Annotated in this window: 24 protein-coding genes; 23 read left to right on the top strand and 1 reads right to left on the bottom strand. The window is 37.4% G+C overall.

Annotation, left to right across the window (positions count from 1 at the left end; all coding sequences use genetic code 11):
• Nucleotides 1–6: 6 nt before the first annotated feature.
• Nucleotides 7–1,272 carry an N-acetylmuramoyl-L-alanine amidase family protein gene (locus tag J4O15_RS02175; protein WP_208099520.1) on the bottom strand — a complete coding sequence of 422 codons (1,266 nt, stop codon included), beginning with the start codon at nt 1,270–1,272 and terminating at the stop codon, nt 7–9.
• A 381-nt stretch (nt 1,273–1,653) separates the two neighbouring features.
• On the opposite strand from J4O15_RS02175, the gene J4O15_RS02170 reads away from it, so the two are divergent.
• From J4O15_RS02170 to J4O15_RS02060, 23 genes are all read left to right on the top strand, one after another.
• Entirely contained in the window at nt 1,654–1,947 is a 294-nt protein-coding gene (locus J4O15_RS02170; protein WP_009221071.1) for an AtpZ/AtpI family protein, read from the top strand.
• On the top strand, nt 1,940–2,353 hold the full coding sequence (locus J4O15_RS02165; protein WP_208099519.1) for a hypothetical protein: 414 nt from the start codon (nt 1,940–1,942) through the stop codon (nt 2,351–2,353). Before J4O15_RS02170 ends, J4O15_RS02165 begins: the two co-directional genes overlap by 8 nt.
• Nucleotides 2,350–3,078: a F0F1 ATP synthase subunit A gene (atpB, locus tag J4O15_RS02160; protein WP_208099518.1), complete on the top strand. Its 729-nt coding sequence runs from the start codon at nt 2,350–2,352 to the stop codon at nt 3,076–3,078. Before J4O15_RS02165 ends, atpB begins: the two co-directional genes overlap by 4 nt.
• Nucleotides 3,079–3,157: 79 nt before the next feature.
• A complete protein-coding gene (atpE, locus tag J4O15_RS02155; RefSeq protein WP_007594440.1) occupies nt 3,158–3,415 on the top strand; it encodes an ATP synthase F0 subunit C in 258 nt (85 codons plus the stop codon).
• A gap of 12 nt (nt 3,416–3,427) precedes the next feature.
• The gene (atpF, locus tag J4O15_RS02150) at nt 3,428–3,943 is read left to right on the top strand and encodes a F0F1 ATP synthase subunit B (RefSeq protein WP_009221074.1); all 516 of its coding nucleotides are present in this window, start codon (nt 3,428–3,430) and stop codon (nt 3,941–3,943) included.
• A complete protein-coding gene (gene atpH / locus J4O15_RS02145) occupies nt 3,931–4,464 on the top strand; it encodes an ATP synthase F1 subunit delta (protein WP_208099517.1) in 534 nt (177 codons plus the stop codon). Before atpF ends, atpH begins: the two co-directional genes overlap by 13 nt.
• Nucleotides 4,465–4,509: 45 nt before the next feature.
• Nucleotides 4,510–6,009: a F0F1 ATP synthase subunit alpha gene (gene atpA, locus J4O15_RS02140; protein WP_208099516.1), complete on the top strand. Its 1,500-nt coding sequence runs from the start codon at nt 4,510–4,512 to the stop codon at nt 6,007–6,009.
• 12 nt (nt 6,010–6,021) lie between these two features.
• The gene (gene atpG / locus J4O15_RS02135; RefSeq protein ID WP_009221077.1) at nt 6,022–6,888 is read left to right on the top strand and encodes an ATP synthase F1 subunit gamma; all 867 of its coding nucleotides are present in this window, start codon (nt 6,022–6,024) and stop codon (nt 6,886–6,888) included.
• A 38-nt stretch (nt 6,889–6,926) separates the two neighbouring features.
• Nucleotides 6,927–8,318 (top strand): F0F1 ATP synthase subunit beta, encoded by a 1,392-nt coding sequence (gene atpD, locus J4O15_RS02130; RefSeq protein ID WP_009221078.1) that lies wholly within the window; start codon nt 6,927–6,929, stop codon nt 8,316–8,318.
• A gap of 8 nt (nt 8,319–8,326) precedes the next feature.
• Nucleotides 8,327–8,728, top strand: a complete 402-nt coding sequence (gene atpC, locus J4O15_RS02125; RefSeq protein WP_208099515.1) for an ATP synthase F1 subunit epsilon — start codon at nt 8,327–8,329, stop codon at nt 8,726–8,728.
• Nucleotides 8,729–8,863: 135 nt separating this feature from the next.
• Nucleotides 8,864–9,763, top strand: a complete 900-nt coding sequence (locus tag J4O15_RS02120; RefSeq protein ID WP_208099514.1) for a glycosyltransferase family 2 protein — start codon at nt 8,864–8,866, stop codon at nt 9,761–9,763.
• A 219-nt stretch (nt 9,764–9,982) separates the two neighbouring features.
• The gene (gene rfbA, locus J4O15_RS02115) at nt 9,983–10,876 is read left to right on the top strand and encodes a glucose-1-phosphate thymidylyltransferase RfbA (RefSeq protein ID WP_009221081.1); all 894 of its coding nucleotides are present in this window, start codon (nt 9,983–9,985) and stop codon (nt 10,874–10,876) included.
• An 88-nt stretch (nt 10,877–10,964) separates the two neighbouring features.
• Nucleotides 10,965–11,987, top strand: coding sequence for a dTDP-glucose 4,6-dehydratase (rfbB, locus tag J4O15_RS02110; protein WP_009221082.1), 1,023 nt, complete (start codon nt 10,965–10,967; stop codon nt 11,985–11,987).
• Complete coding sequence (gene rfbD, locus J4O15_RS02105) at nt 11,987–12,847, top strand: dTDP-4-dehydrorhamnose reductase (protein ID WP_208099513.1); 861 nt, start codon at nt 11,987–11,989, stop codon at nt 12,845–12,847. Before rfbB ends, rfbD begins: the two co-directional genes overlap by 1 nt.
• Complete coding sequence (gene glmM / locus J4O15_RS02100; protein WP_009221084.1) at nt 12,847–14,193, top strand: phosphoglucosamine mutase; 1,347 nt, start codon at nt 12,847–12,849, stop codon at nt 14,191–14,193. Before rfbD ends, glmM begins: the two co-directional genes overlap by 1 nt.
• A 66-nt stretch (nt 14,194–14,259) precedes the next feature.
• On the top strand, nt 14,260–15,924 hold the full coding sequence (gene leuA, locus J4O15_RS02095; RefSeq protein WP_208099512.1) for a 2-isopropylmalate synthase: 1,665 nt from the start codon (nt 14,260–14,262) through the stop codon (nt 15,922–15,924).
• A gap of 237 nt (nt 15,925–16,161) precedes the next feature.
• Nucleotides 16,162–17,142 carry a glycosyltransferase family 8 protein gene (locus J4O15_RS02090; protein ID WP_208099511.1) on the top strand — a complete coding sequence of 327 codons (981 nt, stop codon included), beginning with the start codon at nt 16,162–16,164 and terminating at the stop codon, nt 17,140–17,142.
• 9 nt (nt 17,143–17,151) lie between these two features.
• Entirely contained in the window at nt 17,152–18,030 is an 879-nt protein-coding gene (locus J4O15_RS02085; protein WP_208099510.1) for a glycosyltransferase, read from the top strand.
• A 9-nt stretch (nt 18,031–18,039) separates the two neighbouring features.
• Nucleotides 18,040–19,020 (top strand): glycosyltransferase family 2 protein, encoded by a 981-nt coding sequence (locus J4O15_RS02080; RefSeq protein ID WP_208099509.1) that lies wholly within the window; start codon nt 18,040–18,042, stop codon nt 19,018–19,020.
• Nucleotides 19,020–20,450, top strand: a complete 1,431-nt coding sequence (locus J4O15_RS02075) for a lipopolysaccharide biosynthesis protein (protein WP_208099508.1) — start codon at nt 19,020–19,022, stop codon at nt 20,448–20,450. Before J4O15_RS02080 ends, J4O15_RS02075 begins: the two co-directional genes overlap by 1 nt.
• The gene (locus J4O15_RS02070) at nt 20,450–21,457 is read left to right on the top strand and encodes an ATP-grasp domain-containing protein (protein WP_208099507.1); all 1,008 of its coding nucleotides are present in this window, start codon (nt 20,450–20,452) and stop codon (nt 21,455–21,457) included. Before J4O15_RS02075 ends, J4O15_RS02070 begins: the two co-directional genes overlap by 1 nt.
• A 13-nt stretch (nt 21,458–21,470) precedes the next feature.
• Nucleotides 21,471–22,703 carry a lipopolysaccharide biosynthesis protein gene (locus tag J4O15_RS02065; RefSeq protein ID WP_208099506.1) on the top strand — a complete coding sequence of 411 codons (1,233 nt, stop codon included), beginning with the start codon at nt 21,471–21,473 and terminating at the stop codon, nt 22,701–22,703.
• Nucleotides 22,700–23,635: a glycosyltransferase family 2 protein gene (locus J4O15_RS02060; protein ID WP_208099505.1), complete on the top strand. Its 936-nt coding sequence runs from the start codon at nt 22,700–22,702 to the stop codon at nt 23,633–23,635. The genes J4O15_RS02065 and J4O15_RS02060 overlap by 4 nt, the downstream gene beginning before the upstream one ends.
• Nucleotides 23,636–23,637 lie beyond the last annotated feature (2 nt).

The following is a 23,637-nucleotide window of genomic DNA, read 5'->3' as shown; positions in this document are numbered from 1 at the left end:
GTACCTCTATTTTGGTCCGGATGTTTCACCGGGTTTTAGACCTACTTCGTCCTTGCTTGAAGAATTGCTTTGTGAATTCTTCTTGCTTTCATCTGAAGGACTTTTCGATTCTCCGGAAGGATCTTTTGATTTTGAATCCTCCGTAGAATTTTTTGATTTGGCCTCATCCAAAGGTGATGCCGGAACTGTAGACTCCTTGCTTCCCTTTGATTCCTCAATAGGTGCGGCAGGAGCTAAAGAACCTGAAGATGAGCTTGGAGCCGAACTTGATGATTCGCTCTTAGAGCCGGAGGTTTCCGGTTTTGCTCCGGGAGCTTCAAGCTTTGAACCCGAACCGGAACCTGAAGTCGGTGCAACAGTACTTTCCTTGGATTCAGTCTTTTGCTCGGATTTTTTTGTTTCAGATATAGCATTAGTGACACTGCCAGGAGTGCCACTAAGATTTGTACATACACCGTTTGTATCGAATGTATATTCTTTTCCTTCTATAGTTATAGATCTTCCGGCTACCATTTTACCGTCTGAATCAAAGTAATAGTATTTGCCGTTTGACTGCAACCAACCGGTGATCATATGACCTTTTTCATTAAAATAATAAGATGTACCGGCGATTTTTTTGAAACCGAAGCTCATTTTACCATGATTTTCGCCCGCAGTTTCTTCCATGTAATACTTATGAGTGCCGTCATTTATCCAGCCTGTTTTCATGGAGCCGTCACTATTGAAGTAATAGTAAATACCGTCGATTTCATTCCATGATGTATACATTTTAGCGGCAGATGAGAAGTAATAAGTCTTATCTCCAACCTTTGTCCATCCAAAAGCGGCTCTACCGTCAGGTTTAAAGTAATACCATGCGCCATCCATCTGTCTCCAGCCTGTAGCCATAGCACCGGTACCTCTTAGGTAGTAATAATTTGAATCACTCTTTAACCAGCTGCTTTGTACAAGGTTTCCACTACTAAGGGTATAAAACCAATCATTACCAACTTTGAACCAGCCAGTGGCCATGATTCCGTTAGATTTGAAATAGTACCATTTTGAATCAATTTTCTTCCAGCCTGTAGTCATAACACCATTGGATAAATCCATGTAATAGTAGCCGTTGGAAGACTGTAGCCAACCTTTATGAAGCTGTCCTTTTTCATCCACATAGGTCCATGTTCCGCCGGAAGATTTCCAACCGGCCGCATATACGGCAGAAATAGCAGAAAGTGAAAGAATACCGCTTAATACACCGGTAACCAGCATTTTTCTGATAGTATGTTTCATATTTTCCTCCTTTTTGATAATATTAGGGGGCAAAATGGATTGAGGCCCTTATATCCCCTGTATCACATTATTATAGCATATATATTATAACAAATATTTACGATTTACAGAATATCATTTTATAATATTTTTGAACCAAAAATTATCTATTTGTTGGAGTGTTTTAATAATATTTTTAAAAGCTTTAACTAAAATATCCTTATTTTGATTTTTTTTGTATAAAATTTTTGAAAGTAAGTTTTTAAATTAACAATGGTATTGATAAAAAAAACACTAATATAGACAAGTCGGAATTATATAGGTATAATAAGAAAACCGAAAAAAAATAAATGTGATATTGAAAGTTTTTGTGGTTTTGGGGTATAGTAGGAGGTGAGAGATATGGAAGCCTTAAGATATTTGTCATTAATTTCTCAGGTGGGTTTTACTATAGTTACCCCTATTCTGCTTTGTACATTTGCGGGCATTAAATTAGAGGAAAGATTTAACTTTCCTTTTACTATGATATTTATACTTCTCGGTGTTGCAAGCGGTTGCGTGTCGGGATTCAGGTTGATTATTAATGCCATAAAAAGGATGGATGAAAAGAAAGAGGAGATAAATCCGCAGGAACAGGAAAGCAGTTTTGTTTTACCCAAAAAAGAAAGTAGGATTTTTAAGAATAAGAATGAGTAAGGAAACAAGAAGAACATGCTTTTATATGGGTATGGGGGTTTTACTTTATGAGATTATTCTGAGTTTAGCGGCTATCCCCTTTGCCGGACTCATGAAATATTCGATATATTCGATAGAACTGGGAATACTGGTGGGCACTGTTTTGGTAACAGGCATGGTCATAGATATGGGAATATCTACGGAAGACAGTCTGTACGGAGGCAGTCCTTCCATTGCACAAAGAAAAGTTATGATACATTCTTTGCTTAGAAAAGCAGCCCTATTCGTTGTTGTTGCAATATTTTGGAACAGTAGATACATAAATGTACTCGCAATTGTCATGTCGGTTTTCGGTTTGAAATCGGGCGCATATATGTATCCACTGTTTAAAAAAATATTTGAAAAAGAAGGAAAGGAGGAAACATGAGCTTAAATATTTTAGCTGAAAGCGCATCCGGAAGTAAAAATCTGGATTTCATGATTCATGGTCTGTATAAGTATGAGCTTTTTGGACAGGAGCTTTATCTGAGTACTACTACGGTTTCTTTGGCGGTAGTTGTTTTATTGATTACCGTATTTGCTGTTTTTGCAAACAGAGCAATAAAGGCGGCGGATCCGTACAGTGTACCAAGCGGGTTTGTGAATTTTTTGGAATGTGGTATTGAAGCTTTGGAGGGAATGACTGAAACTATACTTGGTGCAAATAAAAATAGATTCATGAACTATATAGGAACAATCTTTATCTTTATTTTTGTTTCAAACTTCAGCGGTTTGCTGGGACTTAGAAACCCGACAGCGGATTACGGTGTAACCTTTATGCTTGGTGTATTTACATTTTTGATTGTAAATTTCCAGGGTATAAAGAACAGAAAATTAAAACATTTTACATCGCTGTTTGAGCCTATACCATTGCTCTTTCCGATAAATATTATCGGTGAGATAGCAAATCCGATATCTATATCATTGCGTCTTTTTGCAAATGTGCTTTCAGGTGTTTTGATCATGGGGCTTTGGTATGGTATGATGCCGATCTTTTTAAAGATTGGTGTACCGTCATTCTTACATCTATATACAGATGTGTTTTCAGGAGCATTACAGACCTATGTTTTCTGTATGCTGAGCATGGTCTATATCAATGACAAATTAGAATAGTTCATTGGATAGTAAAATATTTTCATGGATTTAAGTGAGGAAGAGCCTTGCTTGATATCATATATTTTGGAGGTTATTTATGAATATGACAGGACAGGATTTTATATTTGGTTGCTCTGCTATAGGTGCAGGACTCGCAATGATAGCAGGTATCGGACCCGGTGTCGGACAGGGTATTGCAGCAGGACATGGTGCGGCAGCTGTAGGTAGAAACCCGGGAGCAAGAGCTGATATTACATCAACAATGCTTCTTGGACAGGCGGTTGCCGAGACAACAGGTCTTTACGGACTTGTAGTTGCTATGATTCTTATGTTTGTTAAGCCTTTCGGCGCTTAATTTGGAGGGGTTATGGAAAGACTGATAGGATTTGACCCTCAGCTGTTGGCTGATTCGGCTATAACAGGCTTTGCGGTCCTTTTCTTGTTCTTTATTCTTTCCTATTTGCTTTTTAATCCTGCTAAGGACATGTTAAACAAAAGAAGAGAGCGTGTAGCGGGAGACCTGGAAAGTGCGAAAGATGCAAAGGCAAAAGCTGATGCTCTAAAGGCGGAGTACGAAGAAAGATTAGCCTCTTTCCAAAAGCAGGCTGATGCTATCTTGGAGGATGCCAGAAAAAGGGCAAAGGATAGAGAAAATGAAATCATAGAAGAAGCAAAGGCGGAAGCTATGAGAATTACTGACAGGGCTAACAATGAGATAGAGCTGGCAAAGAAAAAAGCCATGGAAGAAGTAAAATCAAATATAGTGGATGTGGCTTCGATTATTGCAGGCAAAGCAGTCAATTCTGCAATGAGTGTTGAGGTGCAGGATAGACTTGTGGAAGAGACTTTAAAAGAAATCGGAGATGGTACATGGCAAAATTAGTGTCCAAAGTATATGGAGATGCTTATGTGTCGGTAGTATCTGAGAAAAATAATCTGATTGATGCACTTGAAGAGATAAAATTATTAAAAAATATTTTGCTTGAAAATGGTGAAATTATAGAACTTCTGGATTCTCCCAAGTTGGATGATGAAGAGAAGACAGCATTTATAAAGGGAATATTTGAGAATCACATCAGTGTTGATTCATTGGGATTTTTATTGACTGTAATTGAAAAGAAGAGACAGGCGGAACTTTTACCTATAGTTGATTATGTTATAGATTGTATAAAGGAGCTTCTTCTTATCGGAAAGGCAACCATCACCACTGCATTGGAACTTGATGATGCAAAGAAGGAGAGAATAGTGGATGAGCTTTTAAAGACTTCTCATTATAAATCTCTTGAAGTAGAGTATGTGGTAGATAACAGTATCATAGGCGGTATAGTTATCAGAATCGGTGACAGAGTTGTGGATTCAAGTGTAAAAACAAGAATTGAAAAGATGCGAAAAATGCTATCATAAGCCGTATTACCGGCAAAAAGTTTAAAGAAAAGAGGTACGAGTCTAGTGAATCTAAGACCTGAAGAAATCAGCTCAGTTATAAAAGAGCAGATAAATAAGTATTCAACTAAACTCGAGGTATCAGATGTGGGTACTGTTATCCAGGTGGCGGACGGTATTGCAAGAATACATGGTCTTGCAAAGGCTATGCAGGGAGAACTTCTGGAATTTCCGGGAGATGTTTACGGCATGGTGCTTAACTTGGAGGAGGACAATGTTGGTGCTGTATTACTTGGTGATAAGAAAAATATCAGTGAGGGAGATACAGTAAAGACCACAGGTAGAGTTGTAGAGGTTCCTGTAGGAGATGAGCTTACAGGAAGAGTTGTAAATGCTCTCGGTCAGCCAATCGACGGAAAGGGACCTATAACTTCAGATACCTTTAGAAGAATAGAGAGAGTTGCACATGGTGTTATCGAAAGAAAATCTGTAGATACACCGCTTCAAACAGGAATAAAGGCTATTGATGCCATGATTCCTATAGGAAGAGGACAAAGAGAACTCATAATCGGTGATAGACAGACAGGAAAGACTTCTATCGCTGTAGATACCATAATCAATCAAAAGGGACAGAATGTTCATTGTATCTATGTTGCTATAGGACAGAAGGCTTCTACTGTAGCTTCAATTGTAAAGACTTTTGAGGATTACGGTGCTATGGACTATACTACAGTAGTAGTTTCCACAGCAAGTGACCTTGCACCGCTTCAATATATCGCACCTTATTCAGGTTGTGCTATAGGTGAGGAGTGGATGGAAAGAGGCGAGGATGTACTTGTAGTATATGATGACCTTACAAAGCATGCTGCCGCATATCGTACACTTTCATTGCTTCTTAAGAGACCTCCCGGTCGTGAGGCATATCCGGGAGATGTATTCTATCTGCATTCAAGACTTCTTGAGAGAGCTTCAAGACTTTCAGAGGATCTTGGCGGCGGTTCACTTACCGCATTACCTATAATAGAAACACAGGCAGGAGATGTTTCGGCATATATTCCTACAAATGTTATTTCTATTACGGACGGTCAGATATACCTTGAGACGGAAATGTTTAATGCGGGATTCAGACCTGCTATCAATGCCGGACTTTCAGTATCAAGAGTAGGAGGTTCTGCACAGATAAAGGCGATGAAGAAGATTGCAGGACCTATAAGAGTGGAGCTTGCACAGTATAGAGAGCTTGCATCCTTTGCACAGTTCGGTTCTGAGCTTGATGAAGCTACAAAGAATCAGTTGGCACAGGGTGAGAGAATCAGAGAAATACTCAAGCAACCTAATTACAAGCCTATGGCTGTAGAATATCAGATAATTATTATCTTTGCCGCTACAAAGAAGCTCTTACTTGATGTACCTACAGATAAGGTACTTGAATTTGAAGAGAAACTCTTTAAGTTTGTTGAGAGCAAGCATCCTGAGATAGCAGCGGAAATAAGAGATAAAAAAGAAATTTCCGATGAACTTGCAAAAAAACTTACAGATGTTATCAATGAATGCAAGAAAGCATAGTGCAGGTGTAGTATGGCTTCAATGAAGGAAATTAAGCGTAGGCGTGCAGCGATACAAAACACTGCTCAGATTACCAAAGCCATGAAACTTGTAGCAACAGTTAAGCTTCAAAAAGCAAGAGCCAAAGCGGAAGCTTCAAAACCATATTTTACTATAATGTATCAGACTATATCGTCCATGCTTGAAAAAAGTGAGAATATCAACCACAGATATTTAAGAAAAAATGAGGATGGAAAGGTAGGAATACTGGTCATTACAGGAAACAGAGGTCTTGCCGGAGGCTATAACAATGCTGTAAGCAGACAAGTAATAAGCGGATTTGAAAGTAAAGATACACTTATATATTCAGTGGGTAAAAAGGGTAGAGATGCACTTTTACATAAAGGCTTTGAAGTAGAGGGAGACTTTTCAGAGATTGTGGAAGAGCCGCTATATAAGGATGCCGCAGATATTACAAAGGTAATGCTTGATGATTATGAAAGTGGAAAGCTCTCAGAGATTTATGTGATATATACTAATTTTAAAAACACAGTGGTACATGATCCTGTGCTTTTAAAATTGCTTCCACTCAGTAAGGAAGATTTATTACAGCCTGAGACAAAAGAAAATGAGGGTCCGAGAGCTCTTATGAATTATTCTCCCAATGAAGATGAAGTATTGGATGCTATAATTCCAAAATACATTTCTTCTGTTATTTATGGTGGTTTGATGCAGTCCGTTGCTTCAGAAAACGGAGCAAGAATGACTGCTATGGATTCTGCAACATCAAATGCGGAAGAACTTATAGACAAGCTCGGTCTACAGTATAACAGAGCCCGTCAGGGTGCTATTACTCAGGAGCTTACTGAGATTGTAGCCGGAGCCAACGCCATAGAATAATACCCGGAAACGGGAGAAGAAGAGGAAGGAGAAAGTTGATGGCAGAACCAAATATTGGCAAAATAACCCAGATTATCGGTGCTGTTTTGGATATTAAGTTTTCCCGAGGACATTTGCCACAGATCAATGAGGCAATAAAGATAGACACAGCTGACGGAGTACTTACTGTTGAAGTTGCACAGCATCTGGGAGATGATATAGTAAGAACCATCGCCATGGGAAGTACAGACGGACTTGTTCGTGGAATGGAAGCAAAAGCTACAGGTGCACCTATTTCAGTGCCTGTTGGTGAAAATACTCTTGGTAGAATTTTTAATGTACTTGGAGAAGTAATTGATAAGAAGGAGCCGCCAAAGGTGGAGGAGTACCTTCCTATACACAGAAAAGCTCCAAGTTTTGAGGAGCAGTCTACTCAGACGGAGATCCTGGAGACAGGTATCAAGGTAGTTGATCTTCTCTGCCCATATCAAAAGGGTGGAAAAATCGGACTCTTTGGAGGTGCGGGTGTAGGAAAGACCGTACTTATCCAGGAGCTTATAAGAAATATCGCAACTGAGCATGGTGGATATTCGGTATTTACAGGTGTAGGTGAGAGAACCAGAGAGGGTAATGACTTATACCACGAGATGACTGATTCGGGTGTTATCAATAAGACCACCATGGTATTCGGTCAGATGAATGAGCCGCCGGGTGCGAGAATGAGAGTAGGACTTACAGGTCTTACTATGGCAGAGTATTTTAGAGATCAGGGTGGAAAGGATGTACTTCTTTTCATCGACAATATCTTTAGATTTACACAGGCAGGTTCAGAGGTTTCAGCGCTTCTTGGACGTATGCCTTCTGCGGTAGGTTATCAGCCTACACTTCAAACAGAGATGGGTGCTTTGCAAGAGAGAATTACTTCTACAAAGAATGGTTCTATCACATCTGTTCAGGCGGTGTATGTGCCTGCGGATGACCTTACCGATCCGGCTCCTGCAAATACATTTGCTCACCTTGATGCTACTACGGTTCTTGACCGTTCTATAGTGGAGATGGGTATTTATCCTGCGGTAGATCCTCTCGGTTCTACTTCAAGAATACTCTCGCCTCATATAGTGGGAGAAGAGCATTATCAGGTAGCACAGAGAGTGCAAGAGGTATTGCAAAAGTATAAAGAGTTACAGGATATTATTGCGATGCTCGGTATGGATGAGCTTTCTGAAGAGGATAAGCTTACGGTAGCAAGAGCAAGAAAGATTCAGCGATTCCTTTCACAGCCATTCTTTGTGGCAACACAGTTTACAGGAATTGACGGAAAATATGTACCTCTATCAGAGACCATCAGAGGATTCAGAGAAATTCTTGAAGGAAAGCATGATGATATACCTGAGCAATATTTCCTGAATGCGGGAACTATTGATGAGGTTGTAGAGCGTGCCTCTAAATAGGAGGTGGTATGGACAAGTTTGCATTAAAGATAATATGTCCGGATCATATATTCTATGAGGGTGATGCTACAATGGTGGAATTTACCACCACTGAGGGGAATGTAGGTATATTTGCAAAGCATATCCCCATGGTAAGTGTAGTGGCACCGGGAAAGCTGACCATACATTGTGAAGACGGCAGTGAAAAGACATGTGCTCTGCACTCGGGCTTTGCCGAAGTTTTACAGGATAGCGTAACAATTATGGCAGACTCATGTGAGTACAGTGACAGGATAGATATCACCAGAGCCAAAGAGGCGAAGGAGAGAGCCCAAAAGAGGCTTTCTGAAAGAGAGGGCATAGACATAGCCAGAGCCGAGATGGCACTTAGAAGGGCTCTTGTGCGTCTGGATGTAGCAGGACATAAATAAATAATGAGGATTGTATGTATATTTTAAAAGGATGATAACATACAATCCTTTTTTTTAAATGACTAAGTATTTCAGAATGAGAAATTCTTAGTATCTATTGTAGGGGAATCGTTTAAGTGGGAATTGAGGTGAATAATGAACAATTGTAGGATTTCAGTAATTATACCTGTATTTAATTTAGAAAGTTTTTTACGTAGATGTATAGATTCAGTATTAAATCAAAGTTTTAGCGGATTAGAGATAATAATAGTTGATGATGAAAGCACTGATAATTCGGGAAAAATTGCTGATGAGTTTGCCTGTAAAAATGATAATATAAGGGTATTTCATATAAAAAGAGGTGGGGTATCAAAGGCAAGAAACTATGGAGTGCAACACTCAAATGGAGATTATATTGCATTTCTTGATGGTGATGACTGTGTAGATAAAGATATATACAAGGAGATGTATATGGCAATAACATCACAAAAAGCGGATATTGCATTTTGCGATGTTATTAAAGTACATGAGAATGGAATAAAAGAAGAAATCGAAAGTTTGAATTTAGAGGGTGGTACAGTACCGGTGGGTAAATACTTGAAAGACGGCAAGTATATGCAACTTGCATGGAATAAGCTTTACAAAAGAGAGATATGGGATAGATTTTCATTTGAAAGTAATTACTTTGAGGATTTGTTATTAATTCCTGAGATTATAAGTAAATCTAACAGTATATTGTATGTTAAGAAGTATCTGAATTATTATTTTATTAGAGATAAATCTATTTCCAGAACTTTTTCCAAAGAAAACTACATGCACAAGATAAACGCATATAAAAATGTTATATGTAATGTAAATAAAATTTATAAGGATGAGCTGGTCTACTGGATTGTAAATAATATATTAGACTGTATTAAAAGAAAAGAATTATATTTTTTTAGAGAAGAGTTTATTATGTTCTTGCAAAGTATATCGGAAGAGATAATAGATAACATATATAAAATAGATTTAATTGATAGTGAAATTGAAAGTATTTTATATAACGATAAAAAATAGTAGTTATATAATTGCTGATGAAAAAGTGATGGGGAAAAGCCATTTTTAGTGGGACTTTAGATTTGAAATGAAGATGATAGAACTCGCACTAAGTATAAACCTGTTGCAAGTTTTTTATTTCTTCACAGTTTTATCAAATTATGGTATTATAAATGTTATTGAAAGTTATATACTAAAGGCTTTGAGGTTGAAAAAGCCCCGTGAAAGTGAGGACGAACAATGAAGGGTATTATATTAGCTGGCGGCAGCGGTACAAGATTGTATCCGCTGACAAAGGTTACATCAAAACAGCTGCTGCCTATTTATGATAAGCCGATGATTTATTATCCGATTTCCGTATTGATGGAGGCAGGAATCAGAGAGATACTTATAATTTCCACTACTGAAGATACTCCAAGATTTAAAGAACTCCTTGGAGACGGAACACAATTTGGTTTAAAACTGGAATACGCGGTTCAACCAAGCCCGGACGGATTGGCACAGGCATTTATAATCGGAGAAGAATTTATCGGTAATGACCCTGTGGCAATGATACTTGGAGATAATATTTTCCATGGGCATGGATTAAAAAATCATCTTAAATCCGCAGCTGCAAAGACCAAGGGTGCTACGGTATTCGGCTACTATGTGGATGATCCTGAAAGATTTGGAATCGTAGAATTTGATAAAAACGGTAAGGCTGTTTCAATAGAGGAAAAACCTGAAAAGCCAAAGAGTAATTACTGCGTTACAGGATTATATTTCTATGATAATGATGTAGTTGAATATGCCAAGAATCTAAAACCTTCCGCAAGAGGAGAACTTGAGATCACGGATCTTAACAGAATCTACCTTGAAAAGGGAGAACTGGAAGTAAAGTTACTCGGACAGGGATTTACATGGCTTGATACAGGTACACATGAGAGCCTTGTAGAGGCTACCAATTTTGTATATACCATGGAGACACACCAACACAGAAAAATAGCATGCTTAGAGGAAATAGCATATTTAAACGGTTGGATAAATGATGATGAGCTTTTGAAAGCTTATGAGATATTTAAGAAAAATCAATATGGTAAATATCTGAAAGATGTATATGACGGTAAGTATATAGATAATATACATTTATCATAAAATCAACTTGTTTTAAAGAAAATCCTGTGTGGTTTTTAGAAAATAAGAATTAAAATTAAAAGTAAAACTATAGACACATGAGGTTAATATGAAAATTATTGTTACAGGCGGTGCCGGCTTTATTGGAGGAAATTTTGTTCACTATATGGTAAATCAGTATCCTGAGGATATGATAATCAATCTTGATCTGCTTACCTATGCAGGAAATTTAGAGACTTTAAAGCCGGTGGAAAATGCACCGAATTATAAGTTTGTAAAAGGTGATATAGCGGATAGAGATTTTATCTTCAAGCTGTTTGAAGAGGAGAAGCCTGATGTAGTGATCAATTTTGCCGCAGAGAGCCATGTAGACAGATCCATCACAGATCCTGAGAGTTTTGTAAGAACAAATGTGATGGGAACTACAACTTTACTGGATGCTTGCAGAAAGTATGGAATCAAGAGATATCATCAGGTATCAACAGATGAGGTATATGGAGATTTACCGCTTGACAGACCTGATTTGTTCTTTACAGAAGAGACACCGCTGCATACCTCAAGCCCATATTCATCATCAAAGGCAAGTGCAGACCTTTTTGTACTTGCATACCACAGAACTTACGGACTTCCTGTTACCGTGTCAAGATGTTCCAATAACTACGGACCGTATCATTTCCCTGAGAAGCTTATTCCGCTTATCATAAGCAGAGCACTTAATGATGAGGAGCTTCCTGTATATGGAAAGGGTGATAATGTAAGAGATTGGCTCTATGTTACAGACCATTGTAAGGCTATCGACCTGGTAGTGAGAAAAGGTAGAGTCGGTGAAGTTTACAATATCGGCGGACATAATGAGAGAACAAATCTTGAGGTTGTAAAGACAATACTTAAGGCGCTTAATAAGCCTGAGAGTCTTATTAAGTTTGTTACAGACAGACCGGGACATGACAGAAGATATGCTATCGATCCTACAAAGATGGAAAAAGAGCTTGGATGGAAGCCTGAGTACACATTTGATACAGGTATTGTAAAGACTATTGAATGGTATCTTAACAATAAAGATTGGTGGGAACATATCATAAGCGGCGAATACACAAAGTATTTTGAGAATATGTATGGAGAAAGACTTTAATGAGAGTATTGGTAACAGGTGCAAAAGGTCAGCTGGGAAGTGACCTTCTTTGCGAGTTGTCAAATAGAAATATAGATGCGATAGGCATTGATATTGATGACTTGAATATTACAGATGCTAAGGCAACTAAGGAAGTAATAGAAAAAACCAATGCCGATAAAAAGCTTGATGCCATCATCCACTGTGCGGCTTATACTGCAGTGGATGCGGCACAGGACAATGAGGCTCTTGTAACAAAGATAAATGCGGACGGTACAAAAAACATTGCAGAGGTGGCAAAAGCACTTGATCTTTCAATGATGTATATTTCTACCGACTATGTATTTGACGGAGAAGGGGAGCGTCCGTGGGAGCCTGATGATAAGAGAGCACCGCTTAATATCTACGGCATGACAAAGTATAAGGGCGAGCTGTATGTGGAGGAATTGCTTGAGAAATACTTTATAGTTAGAATCTCTTGGGTGTTCGGTCTTCATGGCAATAATTTTATAAAAACAATGTTAAGACTCGGCAAGGAAAGAGGGGCTGTAAGTGTGGTAAACGATCAAATAGGCTCACCTACATATACACCCGATCTTTCAAGACTTTTAGCCGATATGATTTTGACAGATAAATACGGAAGATATCATGCCACAAATGAGGGGCTATGCTCCTGGTATGAATTTGCATGTGAGATATTTAAGCAGGCAAAGCTTGATGTAAAGGTCACACCGGTATCTTCCGATGCCTTCCCTGTGAAGGCAAAAAGACCTCATAATTCAAGGATGGATAAATCAAAGCTGACAGAGAACGGATTTGAGCTTTTGCCCGGATGGCAGGATGCTCTAAGCAGATATTTGTCAGAATTGGAGAAAAACTGATGGGAAGATATTTTGGTACAGACGGATTTAGGGGAGAGGCAAATATAGACCTGACTGTTGAACATGCATATAAGGTCGGCAGATTTTTAGGCAGCTTTTATTCTAAGGATGGAAAAAAATGCAGAGTGGTAATAGGCAAAGATACGAGAAGATCAAGTTATATGTTTGAGTATTCGCTTGTTGCCGGACTTACAGCATCTGGGGCGGATGTATATCTGCTGCATGTCACGACTACACCAAGTGTATCCTATGTGGTAAGAAGTGATGATTTTGACTGCGGTATAATGATTTCAGCCAGTCACAATCCATATTATGACAATGGTATAAAGGTGATCAATGGCAGAGGCGAAAAGCTTGAAGAAGAAGTAATAGAAAAGATAGAAGAATATATTGACGGACCTGCCGACGTGCTTCCTTTTGCTACAAAGGAAAATATAGGAAGAACTATAGACCATGCGGCGGGCAGAAACAGATATATAGGATATCTTATTTCGATTGCCACCAGATCTTTTAAAGGTAAAAAGGTGGCGCTTGATCTGGCAAACGGTTCGGCTTCAAGCATTGCAAAGAATGTTTTTGATGCTCTGGGTGCTGATACCTATGTTATTCACAATAATCCTGACGGAATAAATATAAATACCGACTGCGGTTCTACACATATAGAGGGCTTGCAAAAATGTGTGCTGGAAAACGGCTGCGATATCGGCTTTGCCTATGACGGTGATGCCGACAGATGTCTTTGTGTGGATGAAAAGGGTAATGTGGTTGACGGTGATCTTATCCTATATATTTGCGGAAAATATATGAAGGATAGAGGAGAACTTTTCAATAACACCGTAGTAACGACTGTAATGTCAAATCTGGGACTTTATAAGGCATTTGACAGAGAAAATATAAAATATGAAAAGACTGCCGTAGGTGATAAATATGTATATGAAAATATGCAAAACAATGGTCATTTCCTTGGAGGAGAGCAGTCGGGACATATTATTTTTGCAAAACATGCCACAACGGGTGACGGTATACTTACATCTCTTAAGGTGATGGAGGTGATGCTTGAAACAAAGGAGAGCCTGTCAAAGCTTGCAGGCGAAGTGCAGATCTTCCCGCAGGTTCTAAAGAATGTAAAAGTGGTAGATAAGCAAAAAGCCGGAGAAAATAAGGCGGTACTTGCAGCCGTAGAAGATGTAAGCAGGACTTTGGGTGATGACGGAAGGATACTTCTTCGTCCAAGCGGTACGGAACCTCTTATCAGAGTAATGGTAGAGGCAAAGACCATGGAAGAATGTGAGAAGTATACGGATGAAGTTATTAAGGTTATGCAAGATGAAGGACTTTTAATATAGGGGGATGTAAAAACAGGGATGAAGCAAAGCTTAACTATAGACTGAGAATAGAAATGGAGAGATTAAATGTATCATATTGAGAGATATAAAAGAAATCCTGTAGTGGATTTTAAAGAGAGAACATGGCCGGATAAGCAAATAGAAAAGGCACCTATATGGTGTTCATCAGATCTAAGAGACGGCAATCAGGCATTGGTTGAGCCGATGGTGGTGGAAGAAAAGATAGAGATGTTTAATCTGCTTGTAAAGTTGGGCTTTAAGGAGATAGAGATAGGTTTTCCGGCTGCATCTCAAATTGAATTTGACTTCCTTCGTCAACTTGTAGACAGAAAGCTTATACCTGATGATGTGGTAGTACAGGTGCTTTGTCAGTGCAGAGAGCATCTTATAAAAAGAAGCTTTGAAGCTATACAGGGAATTAAAAAATGTATAATGCATATCTATAATTCCACTGATACATTACAAAGAGATGTAGTATACGCTCTTGATAGAGAAGGAATAAAAAATATTGCACTTGAAGGTGTGGATCTTGTAAAGAAGTATATGAAAGATCATGATGGTGAAATTATATTGGAATATTCACCTGAGAGCTTTATGGGAACAGAACTTGATTTTGCACTTGATGTATGTGACGCCGTTGTAGATGCATGGGGCGCTACAAAAGATAAGAAGATAATAATCAATCTGCCGAACACTGTTGAGATGACAACACCTAATGTATTTGCAGACAGAATAGAGTGGATGAGTATACACCTAAAAAACAGAGAGGCGATTATACTTTCCACACATCCTCATAATGACAGAGGTACAGGTACAGCTGTTGCGGAGCTTGCACTTTTGGCAGGAGCCGACAGAATGGAGGGTACACTTTTTGGAAACGGTGAGAGAACAGGAAATGTGGATATACTTAATATTGCCTACAATATGTTTTCACAGGGAATAAACCCGAATCTTAATATCAGCAATATTAAAGAAATCATAGATGTATATGAGAGAACCACAAAGATGAGCATCGACCCGAGACATCCATATGCCGGAAAGCTTGTATTTACAGCCTTTTCAGGTTCACATCAGGATGCTATCAACAAGGGTGTACAGGCAATGAGACAGAGAAACAATCCGTATTGGGAGGTGCCATATCTGCCGATAGATCCGGCTGATATCGGTCGTGAATACGAGCCTGTAGTAAGAATAAATTCTCAATCAGGAAAGGGCGGAGTTGCCTTTGTTATGGATACCTTCTACGGATTCAAACTGCCTAAGGGTATGCATAAGGAATTTGCGGATATTATCCAGAAGATTTCAGAAACACAGGGTGAGGTATCTCCTGAAGAAATCTATAAGGAATTTGAGAAAAATTATATTGAGAAGAAGGAACCTCTGCATTTTGGGAAATGTGTTATTACCGATGCTGACGAGGATGGAGATTTCTCTACATTTGTCAAGGTTACATATACTCTTAACGGAGAGAAGAGAGTATTTGAAAGCACAGGAAACGGTCCTATTGATGCGGTAAAGAGAGGACTTGAAAATGTAATCGGTAAGGAAATCAAGGTGCTTGACTATAATGAGCATGCTCTTACATCAGGTTCAAATGCAAAGGCGGCTTCATATATCCATATGCTTGACGTGGAAAGCGGAAAAACCACTTATGGTGTAGGTATTTCAGGAAATATCACAAAATCATCTATCAGAGGTTTGTTCTCTGCAATAAACAGATTATTTTATTAAGAGTATTTGCTAAGCAGGTCTGTATTACAGGAATCTGAGAAATTTAGCTATGATAAAATCATGACGTTTGCAAGGGGCAAAACTTATTATACCGTAGGTGGCAATGAAATTTTAAAGTAAAGGGGCTGTTGCACTAAAGTCAAACAACTCATAATACCGGTAATATGTTTATCATAAATGAGTATTTTGAGTATTATATTCTTAAAGTGACGGCTCCTTTATATAAATGAGGTAGGTATGAATATAGTTTATATAGCAAATGAGAAATTTGCAGTTCACCTGGGAGTCAGCTTATATTCGCTATATGAGAGAAACAGATACGAAAAATATATCAGAGTCTTCATCATTTCCACAGGAATTGGTGAGGACTCTTTGGGTAAGTTGAAAAATATAGCAAATAAGTTTTGCAGGGAAGTGGAAATAATAGAACTTGGCAATACATCAGGATATTTTGATACAGGCATGCAGGATGCCACATTTGATATAAGCAAGATGGGCAGACTGCTTGTAGGAGAAATTTTACCAAAGGATGTAGATAGAGTACTTTATCTGGATTGTGATATGGTGATATTACATTCTATAAAAAACTTATATAATACGGATCTTGGAAAAAATATAGTTGCTGCGGTGGAAGAGCCCACAGTACTTGAAAGGGTAAGATATGAAATAGGGCTTGACTATGAGGCATCCTATGTGAATGCAGGACTTTTGCTTATAGATTTGAAAAAATGGAGAGAAAAAAATCTTGGAGAAAAGACTATAAGCTATAGTAGAAGTATCTGGGACAGAAGCCTTTTTGGGGAACAGGATGCTATAAACGGTGTGCTTAGATGGAAAATCAAAAAACTTCCTCCCAAATATAATTTCTTCTCAAATTATAAATATTTTTCATACAGTTCCTTTGTAAAAGTTTATGCTGCAAGACTTTCATATACTAAAAGAGATTTGGAACAGGCAAAGAAAAGACCTGTAATACTGCATTATGCGGGAGATGAAAGACCTTGGATTGCAGGCAGTTTTAATCCTTATAAAAGAGCATATGATTATTTTAAGAAAAAGACTCCTTTTAAAGATGTACCTATAGAAAAAGGAAAGCGTTTATATATGGCTCTTTATCATATTATGGACTTACTTACTTTAGTATGTCCGAAAGTCAGAAAAAAGATATCTGAGTATTATATAGATAAAGCCTATAGAAAGCATGCAAAAAGGAAATAAGGAGAAAAGATGAAATTAGCCTTGGTAGTTTTAAATTATAATGATGCCGACAATACATTAAAGATTCTTGGCAATGTCGCAGATTATGATATCTTTGATAAGGTTATTTTGGTCGACAATGCCTCGAATGACGATTCAAGAGTAAGACTTGGAAGCTTTTGTGAGGGAAAAAATAAAATTCATTTTATAGAAAATCATGAAAACAAAGGCTATGGTGCAGGCAATAATATAGGTATAGCCGTGGCAAAAAAGCTAGGAATAGATCTGGCTTTGATAGCCAATCCCGATACGGATTTTGATGAAAATGTGATTCGGGTTTTAAAATCAGCAATGGTTAAGAATGATAATATCGCTATATGTGCACCGCTTGTAGACACAAATGATGCCTATGGCAGCAGAGAGAATGTGCTTAAGGGGGCTTCATGCTGGCCTATGAGAGATTTTTTGCATTCACTTGCCGAGAACGGACCTATATGCAGAAGGATTTTTACAAGGGCTTTGCATTATGACAAAAATTTTTATAATGCGAAGATAAGAACGGTAGGTGCCGTACTTGGGGCACTACTGATGGTAAGGGTGGATGATTTTATAAAAGTAGGCGGATATGATGAAAATATGTTCCTGTACGGAGAAGAGGATTTACTTTCAAAAAAGATGGCTGATATAGGATTAAAGACTGCCGTAATTACAGGATATAAGTATAAGCATATACATTCAGCCAGTATTAAAAAGAGCTTAAAGAGCCTGTACTCACGCCAAAAGATCAGAGAAGAGTCAACTCTTTATTTTTATGAAAAATATTTAAAGATAAATCCATTGCAAAAGCTCCTTGCCAAAGTGTTTTTTGCAATAGTAAGACTTGAGGTGCTGGTCTTTGCACTGATATAAGGAAAAATTATGGTTGAGATATTACTGGCTACATATAATGGGGAAAGGTTTTTACCCGAACAGATAGAGAGTATTTTAAATCAGAGTTATACAGATTTTAAAATACTTGCAAGTGATGACGGCTCAAATGATTGTACACCGGAAATATTAAGAGTTTATAAAGATCTTTTGCAGGATAAGATGTCTCTTATAAATGCTGACAGTCACAGTGCCAGAGAGAATTTTTATAATCTTCTTGACAGGGCGGACACGGAATATATTGCACTTTGCGATCAGGATGATTTTTGGGAAAAGGACAAGCTAAAAAAGGGAATAGCTGCCATAAAAACACTGGAAGATAAACACGGTAAGGATATGCCGGTTTTGGTTCACTCTGATTTAATGATAGTGGATGAATGTCTGAATTCACAAAATAAAAAAATGTCAGCCATCACAGGTATAAATAAGGCATTAAAATATGCCGATAAATCAGATAGTTGCCAAAACTTATATATACTTAATAATAAAAAAAGTTTCTCAAGCTATCTGGTAGAGAATAATATTACCGGAAATACGGTTATTTTTAACAAGGCATTGCTTAAGCTTTATAAAAGACCTAAGCTTTCCTTTATGCATGATTGGTGGCTTGGAATACTGGCATTTAGTTTCGGCAAAGTGGGTTATATAGATGAGCCCTTGGTAAAATATCGCCAGCATGGGCAAAATGAGCTGGGTGCCAAAAGTCCGCTGGAGATAGATAATATAAAAAAAAGAGATAAAGAAAGAGTCAGAAAAAATTATGATGCCATGTTTGCACAGGTAGAGGAGTTTTTAAGATTATATAAAAACGAGGATTGCCAAAATAGCGATACAGCTTTTGCATATAATATTTTGAAAGTCTTTGCAAATATGAAAAATAAAAACAGAATATCAAGGATTTTTGATATTCTCAGATACTCTTTTTTTAAGAGTTCACTAATACTTACAATAGGAGAGATGTTGAATATCTAATGAATAAAAAAAATAAAAATGAGATTGCCACATCTCTTTTTTGGAAAATACTTGAAAATGGAGGCTCACAGGGAGTCCAATTCATAGTGTCCATACTTCTTGCAAGACTTTTAAGTCCTGCCGAATATGGAATAGTGGCTATTGTTTTGATATTTACAACAATAGCCAATGTTTTGGTGCAAAACGGTTTTTCCTCTGCGCTTATTCAAAAGCAGAATGCTGATGATTTGGATTTTTCCTCTGTGCTTATATTTAATATATTTTTATCGATTTTAATATATATTTTATTGTTTTTGATTTCGCCTGCAATAGCAGGTATATATAATAGAGCCGAGCTTATAAAAATACTCAGGGTGATGGGCATTATTATAATTCCCGGAAGTATTATATCTGTACAAAATTCCTATGTTGCCAGAAATATGAAATTTAAGATGCTGTTTATAGCAACATTTTTTGCATCCGTTATTTCGGGCGGAATAAGTGTATTTATGGCATTTAGCAGAATGAAAGTCTGGGCACTTGCATTTCAGCAGATAGTCTATTATTTTGCTCTGCTTATAATACTGGGAATCGGAATCAAGTATTTTCCAAAACTGAGATTCAGCATGGAAAGGCTTAGAACGATGTTTGCTTTCGGCTCGAAGCTGTTGGTCGCATCCTTACTGGATACTTTTTTTACCAATATACATGGACTTATAATCGGCAAGGCATATAGCGAGGAAATGCTTGGAGCTTTTAACAGAGGGGAGCAGTTTCCAAAGCTTGTGGTAACAAATCTTTCCTCGGCAATACAGTCGGTGCTGTTGCCTGTAATGTCCAAAAAGCAGGACAGCAAGGAGGATATAAAAAAGCTTTTGAAATCCTCAATAAAACTCTCTACATTTGTAGTGGCACCGATGATGTGCGGTCTTGCGGCGGTAAGTGACAATCTGATACTGCTTTTACTGGGAGAGAAATGGTCATTTGCCATTCCTTTTTTGCAGATGATGTGTTTTTCATATGTTTTTTGGCCAATACATATATCAAATCTTCAGGCATTAAATGCTATGGGAAGAAGTGATATTTTCTTGAAACTTGAGATTGTAAAAAAGCTTCTGGGAGTGGCGGTATTAGTTATAGGTATACGCTATAATGTATTTATTTTTGTAGGGATTAAGGCATTTTCCGATTTGATATGTGCCTTTATCAATGCTTATCCGAATGTAAAGCTCTTAGATTATAAGCTGAAAGAACAGAGTATGGATGCCTTGAATAATTTTATACCCGCAGTATGTATGGGAGTGATTATTTATATTGCAGGCAGATATATAGGTATCGGAGTTTTGAGTCTACTTATACAGATAGTACTTGGAGTGATTATCTATACATCATTGGCTGTGCTTATGAAAAATGAGAACTTTAAGATGATAGTGAGTAAGGTGAGAGAATAATGAATATACTTTTAACCAGTGTGGGCAGGAGAGCATATATAATAGACTATTTAAGGGATGTGTATAAGAAGCTTGGCTTAGTCGGAAATATCATAGCAACAAATTCGGATATGAATACAACTGCTATGAGTGTGGCAGATAAGGCTTTTGAGTCGCCGATTATATATGATGAAAAATATATTCCTTTTTTGCTGGAGATATGTAAGAGTGAAAAGATTGATATGTTGATTTCACTTTTTGATATTGATCTCATGATACTTGCAAAAAATAAGAGCAGGTTTGAGGAAATGGGAGTAAAGGTGATTGTTTCAAATGAGGATATTATAAATATTTGTAATGATAAATTTGAAATGTTAAAATACCTGAAGAAGATTAATATGCCTGTGCCAAAGACATATATAGATTTGGAAGAGGCATTAAAGGGAGCCGATTTTGATAAAAACAGCTATATTTTAAAACCGAGATGGGGTATGGGTTCTTTAAGTATTTTTGAAGCCGAGAATAAAAAGGAACTGGAAGTACTTTATGAAAAAGCCAAGAGGAGTATTCAAAAATCATATTTAAGATTTGAGTCAGGGGCTGATATTGACAGGGCGATACTTATACAGGAAAAGATAAAAGGAGATGAGTACGGACTTGATATATTTAATGATTTTAAAGGTGAAAATCTGACTGTTACGGTGAAAAGAAAGCTTGCTATGAGATCCGGTGAAACTGATATTGCCAAGGTCATTGAAAACAGAGAACTTGAAGATATCGGTAAGAAGATAGCAGAAAGCTTAAAACATATAGGAAATCTTGATATGGATATACTCTTTGACGGGCGGAAAGCCTATATAATAGATATGAATGCCAGATTTGGCGGAGGTTATCCCTTTACCCACAGCGCAGGGGTAAACGAATTGGAAGCTCTTATAAGACTTTGCAAAAATGAGAAAGTAAATGATCTCTCAGTAAAGAAATACGGGCTTTTTGCAAAGGAAATAGCTATGTTGGAATTAAAGTAGATTTGGATATATTATGGATAGTAAAGAAAGAAGTGCATATTTTTGGAATATGCTTGGAAGTCTGGTATATGCTATTACCAGTATGCTGCTTGGAGTGGCGGTAACAAAGCTTGCGGGAGCCTATGCCGGCGGAATATTTTTCTTCGGATTTTCTACTCTGGGGCAGCAACTTTATATAGTTTCATATTTCGGGATGAGACCTATACAGGTTACGGATATTTCAAATGAATATACATTCGGAGATTATCTGAGACTTAGAGCTATAACTTCATTTTTGGCAGCTTTGGCAGGCTTTGTATATATATTCTTAACAACCAAGGACTTATATGTATTTGAAGTATATATGATACTCTCACTTTATAAGATTCTTGACGGATTTTGCGATATATTCGAGTCCGAGATGCAAAGACAGGACAGGCTGGATATGACCGGAAAGGCGACACTTTTTAGAACATTGCTCTGTGTGGGAGTGTTCCTTGCCGCTTTGGTTACCACAAAAGATCTAAAACTCAGTTCTTTAGCATTACTTCCAAGCATAGCGGTATCGGCAATTATTTTTGATATTCTGCCGTTACTTAGGCTAAAGCCTGATAAAACTATAAAAAAAGCTTCATATATTTCATTGATAAATAAGAGTAAATGGCTCTTTTTGGGGGCATTTATAGATCTATATATTTTTGCGGCGGCTAAATATGCGGTAAACTATAGATTAGGTGAGGAGTTAAACGGTTATTTCAGTATAATCTTTATACCTACTTCAATAATAAATCTTATGGCAGGATTTATAATAAGACCGATACTTACCAAGCTTTCACTGCTTTATAAGACAGGCAATCAAAAAAAGTTCATTTCAACTATATCAAAGATTGCAGCATTTATATTTGCAGCTACAGTACTTGGAATGGGCATGGCATATCTGCTTGGAATCCCTGTATTAAAGCTGGTGCTTGGAGAGGTGGCAACTGCGATAGAGCCGTATAAGACGGCACTTGTTTTGGTAATATTTGGCGGCGGACTGTATGCTTTAGTAAATCTTGGATACTACTGTCTGGTTATTTTTGAAATGACAGGAATTATATTTTTAATATATGCTGTCGGAGCGGTATTTGCATACTTTATAAGTGATTTTATGGTAAGGAGTCTTGCAATGAACGGAGCAGCCTTGGCATATATGATAACAATGCTTTTATTAACTGTATTTTTCCTGACGGCAGTGATTTTTGGACTCAGAAAGGTTAAAAAATGAATTTAGTAGATGTGATAATACCTACCTATAAACCGGATAATAAGTTTTTGGTATCGATAAAAAGACTTTTGGCGCAAACTGTAAAACCGGGCAAGATTATTATTATAAATACGGATAAGAATGTTTGGGATAAAGCGGGAATCGGAGAAGAATTAAATTCTCTTTTTGAGGACAGTAATACAAGCCTTTATCTGGAGCATATAGAAAAATCGGATTTTGACCATGGAGCTACCAGAAATCTGGGAGTATCAAAATCCGATGCAAAGTATTTTATATGCATGACTCAGGATGCGGTATGTGCCGATAAGCAGACTGTAGAATATCTTCTTAGAGGAATGGATAAATCTATCAAGATGACTTATGCAAGACAAATACCGGATAAAAAGGCTGATAAGATAGAGAAATTTACAAGAGAGTTTAATTATCCGGCAGAGTCAATGATAAAATCCTTTAATGAAAGGGATTCTTTAGGTATAAAAACGTATTTTGCTTCAAATGTCTGTTCCGCCTATGAAAGAGAATGCTTTGATACTTTGGGAGGGTTTGATACCGGAGAGATTTTAAATGAGGATATGCTTTATGCCTATAAGCTGATAGAACATGGATATTTTATAAAATATGAGGCATGGGCAAAGGTTATACATTCTCATAATTACAGCGGGAAAAAGCAGTTTATGAGAAATTTTGATATAGGTGTTTCTCAAAGCAGCAATCCAAAGATATTTAAGAGTATCAAAAGTGAGAATGAAGGAAAAAAACTTGTATTAAAAACGCTAAAGCACCTGTTGTCTACACATTCATATATCAGTGCGGTAAGACTTATATATATAAGTGCCTGCAAATATGCGGGATTTTTGGCAGGAAAGAATTTTAAGAAACTTCCAAAAGGTCTTATAAGGGCATGCAGTATGAATAAAGAATTTTGGAGATAGAT

Source organism: Lachnoanaerobaculum sp. Marseille-Q4761, from assembly GCF_017565785.1.
Taxonomy (GTDB): domain Bacteria; phylum Bacillota; class Clostridia; order Lachnospirales; family Lachnospiraceae; genus Lachnoanaerobaculum.
Note: the sequence above shows the minus strand (reverse complement) of the source record. Positions and strands in the feature narration are given on the sequence as shown.